A 15,241-nucleotide genomic window follows, 5' to 3' on the forward strand; every position below is an offset into this window, starting at 1 on the left:
CTTGTTCGAGGCAAGACAAACACAGCCGGCCTATATTTTTTTAAGAGATATAGGGAAAAAAGCAAATAAAACTGAAGGAGTGGTTATTATGTGAACTTCGTCCACTTTCCATAATTCAGTCAAACTTACTAAAACAAACTTACTGAGCAACAAGTGCACGGAAATGCACTAACACAATTCGCTTTACAATAATAACGTGGTGCAGCTCTACCACGATGTCGAAAGTGAGCTAACTCGACAATTAAATATTATACCGCAGTAGACGAGCCTTACACCTAGCACGGTAAGGCTTTTTATTATGCTTAATGGAGGAATTAAGATGAATTTTGGTCAAGCAATTGAAGCTTTAAAATCGGGCGAGAAAGTAGCTCGAAAAGGTTGGAATGGCAAAGGTATTTTCGTGGAGTTGCAAGTGCCTGATACACATTCTAAAATGACGCATCATTACATCTACATTGATACGACAGGACTTCAAACGGACAATGAGAATGCTCCGAAAAGTCGTGTTCCTTGGTTAGCTTCACAAACAGATATGTTATCAGAGGACTGGGAGGTTGTTGAATAATGCTAAAGCCAGGAGATTACATTAACCCACAGATCGAGAATAACTTTAAGTATCATGCTCCAAAAGATGGGCAACCAGAAAAGTATGAGGCTATTCGCGAAAAGGCGAAAGAGCTAGCACACATGATTGACGAATTATGTCCAAACAGCCGTGAGAAGTCAGTTGCTATGACTAATTTAGAAACTGCTGTAATGTGGGCTAATGCTTCAATTGCACGTAATTAAGAGCCTTCTTCGAAGGCTTTTTCTTTTGCTTTGAAAACTGCATCAAACAGCCAAAACACTACGAGTTGAGAGGGCAGAGTTTGGTGTGGTTTTGAGAGCAAAAAGTTGTTACATATATTTCACCTTCTGGTTTATGATTGGGTTGGAGGTGAGATATATGGCTATTGAATTACCAAAAGGTAAGTCTATTTTTTTACTAAAGTTTATAAAACCAGAATTCGAAGATTCATTTGTTGATGGGAAACTTTATATGAATACATTAAAGTACTTCATTGATCTCGAAAAAGAAAGTGGTATCCGCGGCGTAGGTGACGCATACGAAGCATCTGCTGTATATTCAGAAGTGAGTGCGTCATTAATAAACCCTGATACAAATGAAGTCCTTGCTGATGGGAAAATAGCAAAACTAAATTTTCATTCAATTGAGAGAGTAAACACACCTGTTTTCTGTATGTTTGCAGTGGACAAGGATGTCCTAAAGGTTGTTTCTGAAGATGAGGATTATGTTTATACTATTGCGCATCTTGAAAAAAGCGAACTCGAAAAACTTATAAAGGATTTTGGGGATAACATGTATGTTCTCAATGCATACGAATTTGCATTAAGGGTAAAAAGGAAATGTGAAGATTTAAACATTAAATGCAAAATGAATAAAGTTGAGTATCTTGATTTTAGTAAAAATTATGAAAGCCGCATTAAAAAGTATCGGGATTTAGAAAGCCCTAATGTTTGTTTTATAAAAGACGATTTCTTCAAATGTCAAAACGAGTATCGAATATTACTAGATAACGTTTATTCTGAAACTCCATATGTATTAGATATAGGCGATATTTCTGATATCGCTACTAAATTTAAAATAACAGATTTTTTTAACGGCGAGCTTAGAATAGCACTTAACAGACGGAATTTAGACATCTGATTTAGGTGTCTTTTTTTATTTCACTAAGCAAATAGCATAATGGGGTGATTATAAAACAAACAAATAATGGAGGTGATGGTGTTGGAACGTGAATTCGATGAATTAATCAAGAAACGCGAAGAGCAACGAAAATTAGCTCAAGAAGCGTGGAATAACTTAAAAACCGAACTAATTAAAGCATTTAAAATATATGAAATAGTGAATTGGTTAGAAAAAAATCTAAGAAAAATAAAATGGTTAAAATGATAAGGTCGCTCAAACGAGTGGCTTTTTATTTTGTTCTGAAAAGTGAGTATCGAGCAGTCTCCCCCACTTTGACTGCTGGACAACGGTACTTACTTTTGAGAGCAAAAAAAACCACCAAAAAGGTGGTTAAAAGTTATACTGATTTCTTTTCTTTTTCAGGCCAATCTCTACCCCATCCTGTTCTACCACATGTTGTACAGATATAGTCACCTGTATGAGCGCCAAGCATGTATTCTTTTTGTAAACGAGGGTGATCACAAGGCTTATCACCCCATTTTTCGCTTAATTCATGTGCTTTATCGTGTTGCATAGAAATCACGCTCCTGAAAAGTATATTAGTAATGTTAATATTTACTATTTTAATTATATTGGAGGTAGGTGCTTAATGTAAAATGAAATGGATACAAATTAAAAATGAGTATGAGACAACTGATATAACGCTTAAAGCACTTGCTGAAAAGCATGATATAAAACTTGGTACATTGAAGAGTCGTAAGAGCCGTGAGAAATGGTCGAGGGATGCAACTGAAAAGGATGCAACCAAAATACAAAAGGTTGCAACCGTAAAAGAGGATGCAACTCTAATGAAAAGAGCCGTTGAATCAGAAGAGATTACCACTAACGAAAATGGTGATTTAACTGATAAGCAATGGCTTTTTTGTTTGTATTACACTAAGTATTGGAATGCTACAAAAGCTTATCAAAAAGCCTATGAAGTTCCTTACAATCAAGGTAGAGCAAATGGTGCAAGACTGATAGCAAATGATAGCATTAAAACCGAAATCAATCGTATGAAAGAAGATATAGCTAACGGCATTTTGATTGATGCCAGAGCTGTTCTTCAAAAGTACATCGACATAGCTTTTGCTGACATTACAGACTTTATTGACTTTACTCAAGTCGAGTCAGAAGCGACAGAAACATCAGTTGAATATAATCCTGATGGCTCAAAGAAGTCCGAGAAAACAGAAGTAGTACCATACACGTACACAAAATTCTCGATGCACCATTCAGAAGAGATTGATGGAACACTTATTACTGAATTATCTAAAGGTAAAGACGGAATGTTTAAAGTTAAGCTCGCTGATAAAATGACCGCGATGGCTTTCTTGGCTAAGTATACTGACTTGCTTAGTGAAAATGAGTTGAAGAAATTAAAAGAAGAAAAAATCAAAGTTGATATAGTGAAGACTCGTTCTGAAACAAAAGGTAATGGCAATGCAACTGTTAGTACAGTGGATTTAAGTAGTTTAACCACAGAGGAGTTGAGGGCACTTGCTGCAAGAAATAAGTGATGAGCAATTGGATGCGCTAGCCTATGAAGCAAGCAAAGAACTCGCTCGTCAGTTTTATCGTGATTATGTAGAGTTTGTTCATAATGGTCATTACGAGCACTACAGGCATACGGAGCTAATTTGTGAAGTACTACAACGTATTGCAAACGGTGAGCAACTTTCGATGTTAATAGAAATGCCTCCTCGTCACGGTAAATCAATGACAGTAACCGAATCCTTCCCTAGTTACTATTTAATGAAAAATCCTGATAAACGAGTAATTGCGGCAGCTTATTCTGATGGGTTAGCGAAAAAGTTCGGTAGATTGAACCGTAATAAGTTTAATGAATATGCTCACGAATTATTTGACGTTCATTTATCAGAAGCGAATGCAGCAGTTAAAGACTGGGGCGTTGAAGGTAAACAAGGTGGCATGATTGCTACGGGTATTGGCGGTTCTATTACAGGTCAAGGTGCCGATTTAATGATTATCGATGACCCTATTAAAAACATGAAAGAAGCAAGCTCACAAACTATCCGAGATAACATATGGGATGAATGGGAGGCTACTCTTTCTACTCGTTTACATGATGGTGCATCAGTTATTGTGATTATGACCCGTTGGCACGAAGATGATTTAATTGGTCGCTTACTTGCACGTAGTCCGCGTGATTGGGTTAGGTTACGATTGCCTGCTATTGCAGAGGATGAAGATGATTTATTAGGACGTGCACCAGGAGAGCCGTTATGTCGAGAGCTGGGGTTTAACGAAAAGTGGGCAGAAGATAAAAAATCTGAAGTCGGAAGCCGTACATGGAACGCATTATACCAACAAAGACCTTCTCCGGCAGGCGGTTCAATCTTTAAGCGTGAATGGATTCGTTATTATGTCCGCACTAAAGAGCAACATCGTGAATGGGGCTTAAGTGAAGATGTAGTAGTATTGCCGATTCATTTTGATAAAATGGCTCAATCATGGGATTGTACTTTTAAAGGTACCGATACTAGCGACTTTGTTGCTGGTGGCGTGTGGGGCCGTAAAAAAGCACAGTATTTCTTGTTCGATATTGACCATAGAAGAATGGGCTTTGCGGATACTATGAAAGCGATTCGCGCTATGTCCGACAAGTGGCCGAAAGCTAGAAGTAAATATATTGAGGATAAGGCAAACGGTACAGCTATCATCGAAATGTTAAAAGATGAGATTAGCGGTATTGTTCCAGTCGATCCAGATGGAGGAAAGGAGGCACGTGCTAATGCGGTGTCTCCTTTGTTTGAGGCTGGAAATGTATATTTACCTCATCCTAACATGTGTCCTTGGGTTGAGGACCTAATAGAGGAGCTCGTATCATTCCCTAACGCAGCACATGACGACTTGGTGGATATGACAACACAAGCATTGAATCAGCTATATACAAGCAATTCTAATCCATTAGATCGCTATAAAAACTTATTAGGAAAGTAGGTGAGGAAATGAAATTGCTAGATAGAGTAAAGGAAATGCGAAATGACTTTATGCAAGGTAACGGCAAGGCAAATAAAAAAGATAAACTGACCAGACAGGTCGCTGGTGTTGGTCGGAAGTTATCGCATGATGAAATAACGAACTTATATGGTGATAGCCGCATTGTTCAGAATATCATCGATATACCTGCAGAGGATATGACGCGTAACTGGTTTACTTTAAAGATGGAAGATGAGCAATTGGCCCGAAATATTATGAGTAAGCTTGCTGATCTTAATGCAAAGAAAGCATTTAAAGAAATGTTTACTTATGACCGTCTCCGTGGAGATGGTTTTATTAGTTTAGGAGTGACACAATTCCCAAAATTCGAGTTAGATAAAAAGTTAGAAATGGATAAATTGTATTCGGTTGATTATTTGCACGCTTTCAGTTCCATGAAAGTAAATGACTTCCTGATTAACGAGGACGTATTCGATGTTAAATATGGACAGTTGGAGCAATTATGTATTAATCGAGCATCTAGTCACGGTTTGCAGACACAAACAACGGAATCATCTGTACACATCTCTAGATTACTCCACAGCCAGACAAGGCGATTCGAAGGAGAAGCGCAAGGGCGCTCGCTTTTAGAACCGTTATACGACATTCTGACGGTTTTTGATACGTCTGTTTGGTCTGTTGGTCAGATTCTTCACGACTTCACTTTTAAAGTGTATAAATCGAAAGATATTGAAGAAATGAGTTCGCAGGACAAAAAAGAACTGTCAATGATTATGGATTTTATGTTCCGAACTGAGGCACTAGCTATGATTGCTGCAGATGAAGAGTTGAAAAAGGAAACAACATCCGTCGGCGGCATTAATTATCTACTAGACTATGTGTGGGATTTGTTAGCTAGTGCTTCACGAATGCCGAAAACAGTAATCAAAGGTCAAGAGTCGGGTACTATAGCAGGAGCGCAGTATGATGTGATGAACTATTATACTCGTATTGTTGCAGATCAAGAGAGTGAAATGAAGCCTCACTTAGAAAAGCTAATTCGTATGTTGTTGATGGCTGAAAAAGAGCTTGGAGGACGTATTGACCCTGAATCATTGGAATGGGAGATACAATTCAACCCTCTTTGGAATGTGGATGCTAAAACAGATGCTGAAATAAGAAAGATTGTAGCAGAGACGGATCAGATTTACTTACTCAACAATATCGTTACATCTGATGAAATCCGTGAGGCACGCTTCGGTCAGTTTGGTTTATCAGATACTCTTAAATTTAGTGGAGATGAAGCAGACCTCAAGAGCCTAGCTGATAGCGTGTACAAAGGATACAGTGAGCGCAATGGTTAAAAAAGTACCAATCACTCGTTTTCCAGATGCCGCAACAGTTACTTACAGTCGAGCTATAGAAAAGATGATTACAGCACTTGGTGCCGAAACATTAAAGCTATTCGATAAGCACGTTGTGCCTCAACTAACAACAAGGCAAGATGCTTATTATACTGAAGATGGCATATTAGATGGCTTAAAGAAAATGTTTCATTCTTTGAAAAATAAAGCGAGTAAAATTTTCACAACTACTCAAAGTGAACGTGCTGCATCGTCTTTCGTAAATAGTATCAATCGTTTTAATCGTCATAACTTTGAGCAACAGATGAGGGTTAAGGGAATTGATCTAGTAGCTACAGAACCATGGTTAAAAGATTTCATGCACAAGAAAATTTCAGACAATGTAGACTATATCAAAACAATACACGAGGACTATTTTAATCGCATTGAGAATGTTGTTAATGACGGTGTGAAAAGTGGTGCATCTATTAAATCGATGCGTGAACAACTTATGAATGAAGTAGGCATTTCGAAAAGTAGAGCTCAATTCATAGCTGTTGACCAAGCAGGTTCTATTTTGGGTCAAATGACTGCTGAAAGACACCAACAAATCGGCATAGATAAGTTTAAATGGCTTACATCTCAGGATGAGAGAGTTAGAGATTCGCATAAGGACCTTAGCGATAAACCATTTTCTTATGATGACCCACCTACTGTAAATGGTCGAGTGGTATTACCTGGCGAGGATTATCGTTGTAGATGTGTCGCTATACCAGTCTTTGATGATGATGAAGATTAGGAAGGAGGTGAAACATTGAAACTACAACGCTACGACACATCTTATATTAAAGATTACATGGAAACACCAGAAGGGTATTTAACGGTCAATGTACCGATTACTCGCCCTGGTGTTTTTCCGTATGCGCGCAAAGATGGCACAGTACAAATGGAGGCGAAGTTACCTGATGAAATCTTTAGTGACCGTACCATCTATTCAGCGCGATCTAAGCCTGTTACAGATGGTCATCCTAATGAACCTGTAACTATTGATAATTATCAATCTTACGCAAAAGGGATGAGCCACACAGATTCACGTGTGGAAGACTTTAAGCTTTATATCTCATTGACAGTGACAGATAAGGCACTCATTGAAAAAATACATGATGGGTACAACGAAATCAGCATTGGTTTCTTATCGGATGTTGTTGCAGAAAGTGGAACATACAACGGCGATCAGTACGAATATGTTCAGCGAAATGTTGAAATTAATCATATCGCGATTGTAGAAAAAGGTCGTGCAGGTCCAGAGGTTGCTATACGTTCCGATTCGGACGCATGGCAAATTGATGAAAAAGAAGGAGGAAACACCGAAATGGCAAAAATCAAAATTGAAGGTACAGAGTACGAGGTAGACCCAGCAGTAAAAGCACATATTGACGCTTTAAAAGCTAAGGAAGAAACAGCGAAGGTGAAAGGTGATAGTGCAGATGCATTACAAGGTCGCCTCGATGCGTTAGATGTGACATTAAAAGCAAAAGATCAAGAGATTGCAACTTTAAAAGAGAAATCTCTTTCTGCTGATGAGTTAGATAAGAAAGTAGAAGAACGAGTAGCTTTAATTAATGCGTCACAGCCGATTTTAGGCGATTCATTTGATTATACAGGCAAATCAGAGCGCGATATTAAAGAGGCTGTTATATCGACTGCTAAAGCAGAATTTAAAGGTGATGGTAAGTCAGATGACTATATCAACGCCTTTTTTGATGCAACTGTAGAACAGGTCCAATCAAATGGTTTCTCGAGCACTGGTCCTAATAGTGCATACACAGGTGATGTAGCTAACAATAAACAGTTAGAAGATCTTAAAAATAAACGCTTAAACATGCGTTCATAAGGAGGACATACACATGCCTATTACAAATTATCCTGATTATATGCAGCCGGCAGGTAAAGCTGGTCAATTATCTAGCTATCAAGATTACACAGCAGACACATATGCAGTAGAAGCGACAGTACCATATGGTGCAGCAGTTCAATTAAATTCCACTGGCACAGCAATTAAACCAATTGCAACTGGTGGTGCAGTTATTGGTATTGCTTTAGCTCAAAATATTCACGACTGGGTGGAAAAGAAGGACGACCAGAACTATCCTGTTGGTGAACCAGCAGCGATTGTTAAACGTGGTCGTATTTTTGTTGTTGCTGGCAGTGATGTTATCAACGGTCAAGCTGTTAAAGTAGACCCTGCTACCCAAAAGTTTACTGCAGATGGCGCAATCGCTATCAATGGTGCTGTATTCAAAGCGAACGCTACAGCAGATCAATTAGTAGAAATCGAAATTAACTTACCTTAAGGAGGAACCTTTACATGACAATTCCATCATATCGCGGAGATGCTTTAATTCGCCCGCAAGACTTAAACGCAATTGACAAGCGTGTGTACGAACCACACGCTTCAGAGTTAAAAGCACGATCTATTTTTAATTTAAAAACAGATATTCCAGCAGGAGCTAAAACTTACAGCTATGACGTAATGACTCGCTCAGGTGCTGCTAAAATCTTAGCTCCAGGTGCAACTGATGTGCCATTGGTAGACGCGGATTTAACGGAAGAAACAGTTAAAATTTATTCCATTGCTGCGGCATTTAATATTTCTGTTCAGGGAGTACGTGAGGCACAGATGTCAGGTCGTCCAATTGATGTTACTAAAGCTGATACTGTTCGCAAAGCAATCGCAGAAAAGGAAAATCAAATCGCCTTCTCAGGTGATAAAATTCATAGAATTAAAGGCTTAACGGATTCAGTTGGAATTCAGGTATATGCTACACCAAATAATGAGGGCGGCACTTCTACGAAATGGAAGGACAAGACAGGTAAAGAAATCGTTGCTGACATTCGTAAAGCAAAAAATATGATCAATAAATTGAATGGGCATGAAGCTGATACATTGTTATTAACTCCAGACTCATTTGAGGAGTTAGAAAAAACATTCAATGAGTACACACAACAATCTGTGTTGGAGTACATTAAATCTCAAAACTGGTTTAAACGTATTGAAACAGTAAACGATTTAGCTAAAAAAGGATTAGCTAATTCAGAATGCTTTGTTGTCCTTGATTCTTCACCGGACGTTGTAGAGCTTGGGATTCCATTAGATATTATGCGTCATCCACAAGAGTACGCATTCCCAAATACAAAAGTGCCGTTTGAAGAACGTACAACAGGCTTGATTATTCGATATCCTATGGCAATTTGCCGCGCAGATGGAATTTAAGGGGGATTAATCAATGTTAGTGCAAAACAAAGGTAATTACTCGTATACAGCAAATGATTTAACGCTAGTTCCAGGCACAAATAAAGTGGATGAGAAGGAATTTGAAAGTTTTCTGACTCATCCACTGATGAAACATCTCAATGACAAAGGCGAATTTGCCTATGACAGTGAGAAAACAAAGCCATCTGCAAAGGATGCAATCGCAATGATTGAAGATGCGTTTGATATTGACATGCTTGAAGCTTTGAAAGCTGAAGAGGACCGTAAAACAGTTCTGGATGCTATCGATAAACGCATTGAAGAATTGAAAAATCCCGAAAAATAAGGAGGATTCACATGCCATTAACGTCAATTGAACGTATTCGCATGCTTAGTGATGAATTTACTTCGGTTTCGGATGAACGATTAACGATGTACATTGAGGATGCTTCACTTGAAGTGTCCTCTTTAAATGCTCCTGAGTTATATCAAGAGCGATTAACACGTTATTTAGCTGCTCATTTAGCTATTTTAAGCGTTTCTAAAGATCAAACAGTAATTCGTGAGAAAATGGACATTATTGAGCGTCAATACAGCGACCCAAGTAAAAATATTGGACTTCTAGCAACAAGGTGGGGCCAAGAATATCAACGTATTTTAGATGAGTTGGATGAACAATTAACACCCAAAAAAACAATCAATTTGCTGGTGATGTAATATGGGCAATAACGTAAAAGTAAAAAATGTTACTAGGATTCCACAATTAAAACAAACCTTAAAGGAATTAAAAAGCTACGCTGTTGAGGTTGGTATATTCGGTGATGGAGAATACGTAATGATTGCTAGAGTTCATGAATTCGGTATGACAATTAGAACGAAAAAAGCGAATATCAATATTCCTGAACGCTCTTTCATGCGATCAACATTTGATGAAAAACAGGATTCGTGGACTAAATTTGTAAAGAAGCAATTACCACTTGTATTAGAATCAAAATTAGATGCTCGTACATTATGTGAACGTCTTGGAGCACTAATGGTTGGTGATATTCAAAAGAAAATAACTGATATCAAAAGTCCTCCAAATGCACCTTCAACTATTGCCCAAAAAGGCTCTAGTAATCCGCTAATTGAGTTAGGTGGATTACGTCAACGCATTACTTATAGGGTGGTGAGTCGATAATGCCAGAAAAAATGTTGTTCGGTGACATTATCCAGTCTCAAGGTGTCTCATTTATTGCTCATTTGCAGAGTGAAGGTGGTTATATTGATGGTGAATGGGTAGACGGTATACCTAAACCAGAAGAATTAATCGGTGTTATTTTACCACTTACAGCTGGAACAAAAAGTGTTGGTGAAGCGCTCAGTTATATGGAGAATGGCAAGTACACTACTAAAGAACGGAAATTGCTTACGACAACTGAAATACCTGAAGGTACTCTAGTTGAATACAAAGAGCAAAAGTACACTGTGCAAGCTTTTACCGATTTTACGGATTACACTGACGTTCACATCTACATCATGAGGTGGCGAAAAAAATGAATTTAGTAAAATTAATTCGAAATCAGTTAGCTACCGATACGGACATAACGATAATTCGAGCTGATCAACCAGGTGATTTACCGGAATTACCTTATGTGACATATAAGGTTATTGGAGATCGATTTGGTGTAGGTCAAGAAGATGTCTCATATGCTGATTTTCCTGATGCATTAGTAGAAACTCGAATACAAGAACGCAATTCAACCATATCGCTTAACATTTACGGAACTTCGTATGATAACGCTTTTGAAGTAGCTACAAAACTTCGGAAGTGGTTTGAATATCGAGGTTTTTTGTTTTTAGAAGAAATCAATGTTGCAATTGTAAGTATGTCAGATATAGATAATCGAACTACTTTTTTAGTCGATTCTTACGATGAAAAATGGGGTTTTGATGTAATTATTCGATACCTAGACATTGATGAAAAGGAAGTAGACTACTTCGACAAAGTAGAAGTAGAAATGAAATTAGGAAGGTGATTAAATGCGCTATGTTGATGTGCAAATTTCAAGAGAAACAAAGCCAATTTCTGAAAAAGGCTTTGGATTACCTTTGTTATTAGCTACTAGTAAAGAAATGGATTACAAGGAATATACGGATATTGGTGATGTAGCTGCTGATTTTAAAGAAAATACAAGAGAATATAAATTACTGTCTCGAATGTTTGGTCAGGCTTTAAGACCTTCTGAAATAGCGGTATACGGATTTGCTTATGATGCAAAAGCAGATGGAGCGACAGCACTGACAGCAAAGATGAATGAATTAATTAAAACACATAACGATTTTTATTATGTTGTTTGTACTGAACAAGGCGATGAGGAGATTACCGCACTTGCAGAGTGGACCAATACACAAGACAAGTTATACGGAGTTACGACTTCGAATGTTGAATTGGCCGAAACGATAAAAGGACTGTACGATAATACATTTATCCTTGTACATGATAAACCAGATACGTATGTAGCTGAAGGATTAATAGGAACATGTGCACCGAAGAAAATAGGCGCTTATACATGGACATTTAAAAATGTACAGGGTGTGCCTGCAGTAAAGTATGACAATACAATGATTAATCGTATTCATGAGGCAAATGCATCGACGTACATCAATGAAGCAGGTCTGTTATTGAACTCGAAAGGGGTTACAACAAGTGGTGAATACATCGATGTGATTCAAGCAACACATTATCTTAAAGCACGTATTGCTGAAAGTGTATTCAGATTGCTTGCATTGAGAGACAAAGTTCCAGGTACTGATACTGGTATCGGTTTGGCTGTCGCTGAAGTAGAGGGTGTTCTAGCTTCGACAGTAGAAAACACAACAACTGGAGAAGGCATTATTGCACGCGATGAAGCAGGTAATCCAATGTATACAATTACTTTCCCAAGAAGAAAAGATATTCCTAAAAATACACTTGCTCAACGTATTCTTCCAGATATTCAATGGACTGCTACTATTTCAGGAGCATTCGAAAAAGTGCAAATCCGTGGTGTACTAACTGTTTAAGGAGGGTTATTAAATGTCAGAAACATTTAATTTTAAAGATACAGTTGCAATCGTTGGAGGAATTATTCTAACCGGATTTATGGACGGCACTCCAATTGAGGCAGAGAAAAACGAAGATAATTTTAGTCAACATGTTGGTGCTGATGGATCTGTTACTTATAACGAATCAGCAGATGAAACAGGCACCTTTACATTTACATTAAAACAAGACTCTAGCGTATTACCTATGCTAGATACTTTATTAAAATCAAAAGAATCATTTAATGTTTCGCTCAATGATTCTAAACGTAAGAAACGTGTGAATGGTTTGGATTGTCGTTTCGCGAAAAACCCAAACTTTTCACGTGGAGCTGAAGTTGATGGCGTTGAATACAAAATTTTAGCAGCACAATACAAGGAGGATTAATTCATATGGCATTTACAGCAAAAACAAAAGAATTTAAATCAAAAGCAGGCAATGAATATACTTTCCAAAACGTACCTAATTCGAAACAAGCTGAAATTATAGATAACGGAACCGGATTACACGGGAAAGTTCTGAATTCTAATATGATGCCTCAAATGCTAGAACATGTTGTAGTCGTACCAAATGGATTAACTATGGACGATTTTGACACATGGGAAGAGTTAGAGGAGGTCACTACCGAAGCCTTTAACTTTCTTCGAACAGGACAGTAATAAAATAAAATTTCTTTCAGGGGTGCAAAGCATCCCTTCTTTTTATGAAAAAAAGGCAAGTGAGAAGTGGTGGAAATACGTAATTGGTTTCCACTATAAAATTGATCCTCATTCTGTAGAACTATGGGATAACGATACAATTTTAGAAACACTTTCATCCTTAAAAATGCTAGGGGTGATTAAATGAGTAGCATGCGCGATATGTTCGTTGGCATTTACTTTCAAGACGAAGCATCTAAAGTTCTTGATCAAATTGATAAAAAGATGGATGAAGCCGAACGTACGGTAATGGGACTCGGAACAAAACTAGGCAAAACATCATCTGGTTTTAGTTCGATGGGGAAAGTTGGGGTGAGTTCGGCTGCATCTGTTAGTAAAGGTATGAACGATGGCGTACAAAGTGTCGGAAAACTCAACCAGAAAGTCGGAGAAACTGGACGGGGTTTTGCTAGTTTAAAAAGTACAATCATCGGTGTTGGAACGGCAGTTGGTGCAATCAAGGTTATTGATAAAGCTATGAGTATGGTTAAAGGTGCTGTGGATGGTGCAATCAATCGTGTTGATACATTAGCAGGATTCCCTGTGGTTATGGAGAAAATGGGCTTTACTAGTGAACAAGCAACAGGAGGTATTAACAAACTTGCTGATGGTATTCAAGGCCTACCAACGACACTAGATGGCATTGTAGGTAGTACGCAAACTATCTCTCTTATGACAGGTGACTTAGATAAAGCGACTGACACAGCTTTAACCTTAAATAACGCTTTTTTAGCATCTGGATCAGATGCTATGGATGCAGAACGTGGTCTTGATCAGTATGTAAAAATGTTGTCTAAAGGAAAAGTCGAGGCTGATAGTTGGAGTACGTTGCAAGAGACGATGGGGTTTGCGCTTAATAAAACAGCCTCAGCATTTGGTTTCACAGGAAAATCAGCACAACAAGATTTATATAAAGCCTTACAAAAAGGTAAAATCACGTTTGATCAATTTAATAATAAACTTATTGATTTGAATGGTGGTGTCGGTGGATTCGCCGAAATTGCTAAAGATGGTAGTGCTGGTATCGGTACATCATTCAGTAATATGAACACGGCAGTTACGCGTGGTGTTGCAGGTATCATCCAATCAATTCAAGAGGTACTCAAGGGAACACCATTAAAATCAATTGAGAATATATTTGGTTTAATAGGTAAAGGATTTAGTAAAACTTTAGGTCTTGTTGCTGAAAAAATAAAAGGTATCGACGGAAAACAGTTGGGAGATAAACTAACACAAGGATTTGAAACTGTTAAAAGTGTAGCAATACCAACATTAGAAGGATTTAAAACTGGTTTAAGTTGGATTAAAGACAATAAAGATACCGTAATAGCAGCTACAACAGGTATTGCAGGCGGCTTTGCTGTATTTAAAACTATCTCTACCGTAAAAACAGCATTAGATTTATTTAAAAACAGTACAATATTAACTACTATCGCTACACAAGGTTTTAATGCAGCATTACGTGCAAACCCTATCGGACTTGTCGCAACTGGCATAGGGTTATTAATTTCAGCTGGTATACTTTTATATCAAAATTGGGATATCGTGCGAACAAAAACAGGAGAGTTGTGGAATAAACTTGGTGCATTTAAAGGGGTAGCCACATTAGTGTTGGGTCCAATAGGGCAAATTATCCGAACAGCGGTCACTATGGCCGAACAATGGGATAGCACAAAAAGCGTTTGGGAAAACGTTTGGAACGGTATCAAGGTATCAGCAGCAAACGCCGTTAACGATGTTATTGGTAGTATCAACTGGTTAATTGAAAAGATTAATGCCATACCTGGCGTGAACGTCCCTATCATCCCCAAGGTGGAATGGGGAAATGTGAACAACGGACAAGGAAAAAAAGCAATCAATAAGGTGTCGGCTGGCGGATTAGTACCAGAGCATGCTACGGGGTTAGAACGGGTACCTTATGATGGGTATTTCGCCAAACTCCATAAAGACGAATCTGTATTGACAGCGCAACAATCCAACGCCCTAAGAAATGCAGGAATGTTATCTCAAAACTCAAATGGTACACCAGAGCTGAACATGGGAGGCGATGGCAGTGGCGGAGGTGCAAATCAGCAATCACCAAATGCAGGCGGTGGCGGTCATCAATTTATTTTCCATATTACAGGTGATAGTCCTCAAGATATAGCTCAAAAAGTTCGTGAGGTAATAAGCGATATGCTTGATTCTGAAATGCAAACAACGTAGGTGGTG

The 15,241-nt window shown here is 38.1% G+C and carries 21 protein-coding genes; 20 read left to right on the forward strand and 1 reads right to left on the reverse strand.

The annotated features are described in order from the left end of the window. The first annotated feature begins 319 nt into the window (after positions 1-319). The 4 genes from ACIQLB_RS18495 (at position 320) to ACIQLB_RS18510 (ending at position 1,954) form a co-directional block, all read left to right on the forward strand. Entirely contained in the window at positions 320-565 is a 246-nt protein-coding gene (locus ACIQLB_RS18495) for a DUF2829 domain-containing protein (RefSeq protein WP_400728984.1), read from the forward strand. A gap of 20 nt (positions 566-585) precedes the next feature. After that, positions 586-789 (forward strand): Acb2/Tad1 domain-containing protein, encoded by a 204-nt coding sequence (locus ACIQLB_RS18500; protein WP_400729202.1) that lies wholly within the window; start codon positions 586-588, stop codon positions 787-789. Between the two features lie 157 nt (positions 790-946). Next, complete coding sequence (locus ACIQLB_RS18505) at positions 947-1,708, forward strand: hypothetical protein (protein ID WP_400728987.1); 762 nt, start codon at positions 947-949, stop codon at positions 1,706-1,708. A gap of 81 nt (positions 1,709-1,789) precedes the next feature. Beyond that, positions 1,790-1,954 (forward strand): hypothetical protein, encoded by a 165-nt coding sequence (locus ACIQLB_RS18510; protein WP_400728990.1) that lies wholly within the window; start codon positions 1,790-1,792, stop codon positions 1,952-1,954. Between the two features lie 133 nt (positions 1,955-2,087). On the opposite strand, the gene ACIQLB_RS18515 is transcribed toward ACIQLB_RS18510, so the two are convergent. Further along, positions 2,088-2,264, reverse strand: a complete 177-nt coding sequence (locus ACIQLB_RS18515; RefSeq protein WP_400728993.1) for a hypothetical protein — start codon at positions 2,262-2,264, stop codon at positions 2,088-2,090. Between the two features lie 82 nt (positions 2,265-2,346). On the opposite strand from ACIQLB_RS18515, the gene ACIQLB_RS18520 reads away from it, so the two are divergent. From ACIQLB_RS18520 to ACIQLB_RS18595, 16 genes are all read left to right on the forward strand, one after another. Then, complete coding sequence (locus tag ACIQLB_RS18520; RefSeq protein ID WP_400728996.1) at positions 2,347-3,249, forward strand: terminase small subunit; 903 nt, start codon at positions 2,347-2,349, stop codon at positions 3,247-3,249. Further along, positions 3,230-4,693, forward strand: coding sequence for a phage terminase large subunit (gene terL, locus ACIQLB_RS18525; RefSeq protein ID WP_400728999.1), 1,464 nt, complete (start codon positions 3,230-3,232; stop codon positions 4,691-4,693). Before ACIQLB_RS18520 ends, terL begins: the two co-directional genes overlap by 20 nt. Positions 4,694-4,701: 8 nt before the next feature. Then, entirely contained in the window at positions 4,702-6,036 is a 1,335-nt protein-coding gene (locus tag ACIQLB_RS18530) for an anti-CBASS protein Acb1 family protein (protein WP_400729002.1), read from the forward strand. Next, entirely contained in the window at positions 6,029-6,814 is a 786-nt protein-coding gene (locus ACIQLB_RS18535; protein ID WP_400729005.1) for a minor capsid protein, read from the forward strand. Before ACIQLB_RS18530 ends, ACIQLB_RS18535 begins: the two co-directional genes overlap by 8 nt. Positions 6,815-6,829: 15 nt before the next feature. After that, positions 6,830-7,909 (forward strand): DUF2213 domain-containing protein, encoded by a 1,080-nt coding sequence (locus tag ACIQLB_RS18540; RefSeq protein ID WP_400729008.1) that lies wholly within the window; start codon positions 6,830-6,832, stop codon positions 7,907-7,909. Positions 7,910-7,922: 13 nt separating this feature from the next. Continuing rightward, positions 7,923-8,369 carry a structural cement protein Gp24 gene (locus ACIQLB_RS18545; RefSeq protein ID WP_400729011.1) on the forward strand — a complete coding sequence of 149 codons (447 nt, stop codon included), beginning with the start codon at positions 7,923-7,925 and terminating at the stop codon, positions 8,367-8,369. A gap of 14 nt (positions 8,370-8,383) precedes the next feature. Next, positions 8,384-9,289 (forward strand): DUF2184 domain-containing protein, encoded by a 906-nt coding sequence (locus ACIQLB_RS18550; RefSeq protein ID WP_400729014.1) that lies wholly within the window; start codon positions 8,384-8,386, stop codon positions 9,287-9,289. A 13-nt stretch (positions 9,290-9,302) separates the two neighbouring features. Then, positions 9,303-9,614, forward strand: coding sequence for a hypothetical protein (locus tag ACIQLB_RS18555; RefSeq protein WP_400729017.1), 312 nt, complete (start codon positions 9,303-9,305; stop codon positions 9,612-9,614). A gap of 11 nt (positions 9,615-9,625) precedes the next feature. Beyond that, positions 9,626-9,985 (forward strand): DUF4054 domain-containing protein, encoded by a 360-nt coding sequence (locus tag ACIQLB_RS18560; RefSeq protein WP_400729020.1) that lies wholly within the window; start codon positions 9,626-9,628, stop codon positions 9,983-9,985. Position 9,986: 1 nt separating this feature from the next. Further along, positions 9,987-10,448: a hypothetical protein gene (locus ACIQLB_RS18565; protein WP_400729023.1), complete on the forward strand. Its 462-nt coding sequence runs from the start codon at positions 9,987-9,989 to the stop codon at positions 10,446-10,448. Then, on the forward strand, positions 10,448-10,807 hold the full coding sequence (locus tag ACIQLB_RS18570) for a hypothetical protein (RefSeq protein WP_400729026.1): 360 nt from the start codon (positions 10,448-10,450) through the stop codon (positions 10,805-10,807). The genes ACIQLB_RS18565 and ACIQLB_RS18570 overlap by 1 nt, the downstream gene beginning before the upstream one ends. Then, the gene (locus ACIQLB_RS18575; protein WP_400729029.1) at positions 10,804-11,286 is read left to right on the forward strand and encodes a phage neck terminator protein; all 483 of its coding nucleotides are present in this window, start codon (positions 10,804-10,806) and stop codon (positions 11,284-11,286) included. The genes ACIQLB_RS18570 and ACIQLB_RS18575 overlap by 4 nt, the downstream gene beginning before the upstream one ends. A gap of 4 nt (positions 11,287-11,290) precedes the next feature. Then, positions 11,291-12,313, forward strand: a complete 1,023-nt coding sequence (locus tag ACIQLB_RS18580; protein WP_400729032.1) for a DUF3383 family protein — start codon at positions 11,291-11,293, stop codon at positions 12,311-12,313. 13 nt (positions 12,314-12,326) lie between these two features. Further along, on the forward strand, positions 12,327-12,719 hold the full coding sequence (locus ACIQLB_RS18585) for a phage structural protein (protein WP_400729035.1): 393 nt from the start codon (positions 12,327-12,329) through the stop codon (positions 12,717-12,719). Between the two features lie 5 nt (positions 12,720-12,724). Beyond that, positions 12,725-12,991 carry a hypothetical protein gene (locus ACIQLB_RS18590; RefSeq protein ID WP_400729038.1) on the forward strand — a complete coding sequence of 89 codons (267 nt, stop codon included), beginning with the start codon at positions 12,725-12,727 and terminating at the stop codon, positions 12,989-12,991. A gap of 183 nt (positions 12,992-13,174) precedes the next feature. Next, a complete protein-coding gene (locus tag ACIQLB_RS18595; protein ID WP_400729041.1) occupies positions 13,175-15,235 on the forward strand; it encodes a tape measure protein in 2,061 nt (686 codons plus the stop codon). Positions 15,236-15,241 lie beyond the last annotated feature (6 nt).

The organism is Lysinibacillus sp. NPDC092081 (assembly GCF_044755845.1).
GTDB lineage: Bacteria > Bacillota > Bacilli > Bacillales_A > Planococcaceae > Lysinibacillus.

Bases quoted from the DNA above. Each gene is read 5' to 3' on its own strand.
- ACIQLB_RS18590 (WP_400729038.1), top strand. From the start codon at position 12,725: ATGGCATTTACAGCAAAAACAAAAGAATTTAAATCAAAAGCAGGCAAT.
- ACIQLB_RS18505 (WP_400728987.1), top strand. From the start codon at position 947: ATGGCTATTGAATTACCAAAAGGTAAGTCTATTTTTTTACTAAAGTTT.
- ACIQLB_RS18575 (WP_400729029.1), top strand. From the start codon at position 10,804: ATGAATTTAGTAAAATTAATTCGAAATCAGTTAGCTACCGATACGGAC.
- ACIQLB_RS18560 (WP_400729020.1), top strand. From the start codon at position 9,626: ATGCCATTAACGTCAATTGAACGTATTCGCATGCTTAGTGATGAATTT.
- ACIQLB_RS18545 (WP_400729011.1), top strand. From the start codon at position 7,923: ATGCCTATTACAAATTATCCTGATTATATGCAGCCGGCAGGTAAAGCT.
- ACIQLB_RS18530 (WP_400729002.1), top strand. From the start codon at position 4,702: ATGAAATTGCTAGATAGAGTAAAGGAAATGCGAAATGACTTTATGCAA.
- ACIQLB_RS18550 (WP_400729014.1), top strand. From the start codon at position 8,384: ATGACAATTCCATCATATCGCGGAGATGCTTTAATTCGCCCGCAAGAC.
- ACIQLB_RS18595 (WP_400729041.1), top strand. From the start codon at position 13,175: ATGAGTAGCATGCGCGATATGTTCGTTGGCATTTACTTTCAAGACGAA.
- ACIQLB_RS18515 (WP_400728993.1), bottom strand. From the start codon at position 2,264: ATGCAACACGATAAAGCACATGAATTAAGCGAAAAATGGGGTGATAAG.
- ACIQLB_RS18520 (WP_400728996.1), top strand. From the start codon at position 2,347: ATGAAATGGATACAAATTAAAAATGAGTATGAGACAACTGATATAACG.
- ACIQLB_RS18585 (WP_400729035.1), top strand. From the start codon at position 12,327: ATGTCAGAAACATTTAATTTTAAAGATACAGTTGCAATCGTTGGAGGA.
- ACIQLB_RS18555 (WP_400729017.1), top strand. From the start codon at position 9,303: ATGTTAGTGCAAAACAAAGGTAATTACTCGTATACAGCAAATGATTTA.
- ACIQLB_RS18580 (WP_400729032.1), top strand. From the start codon at position 11,291: ATGCGCTATGTTGATGTGCAAATTTCAAGAGAAACAAAGCCAATTTCT.
- ACIQLB_RS18565 (WP_400729023.1), top strand. From the start codon at position 9,987: ATGGGCAATAACGTAAAAGTAAAAAATGTTACTAGGATTCCACAATTA.
- ACIQLB_RS18495 (WP_400728984.1), top strand. From the start codon at position 320: ATGAATTTTGGTCAAGCAATTGAAGCTTTAAAATCGGGCGAGAAAGTA.
- ACIQLB_RS18535 (WP_400729005.1), top strand. From the start codon at position 6,029: ATGGTTAAAAAAGTACCAATCACTCGTTTTCCAGATGCCGCAACAGTT.
- ACIQLB_RS18570 (WP_400729026.1), top strand. From the start codon at position 10,448: ATGCCAGAAAAAATGTTGTTCGGTGACATTATCCAGTCTCAAGGTGTC.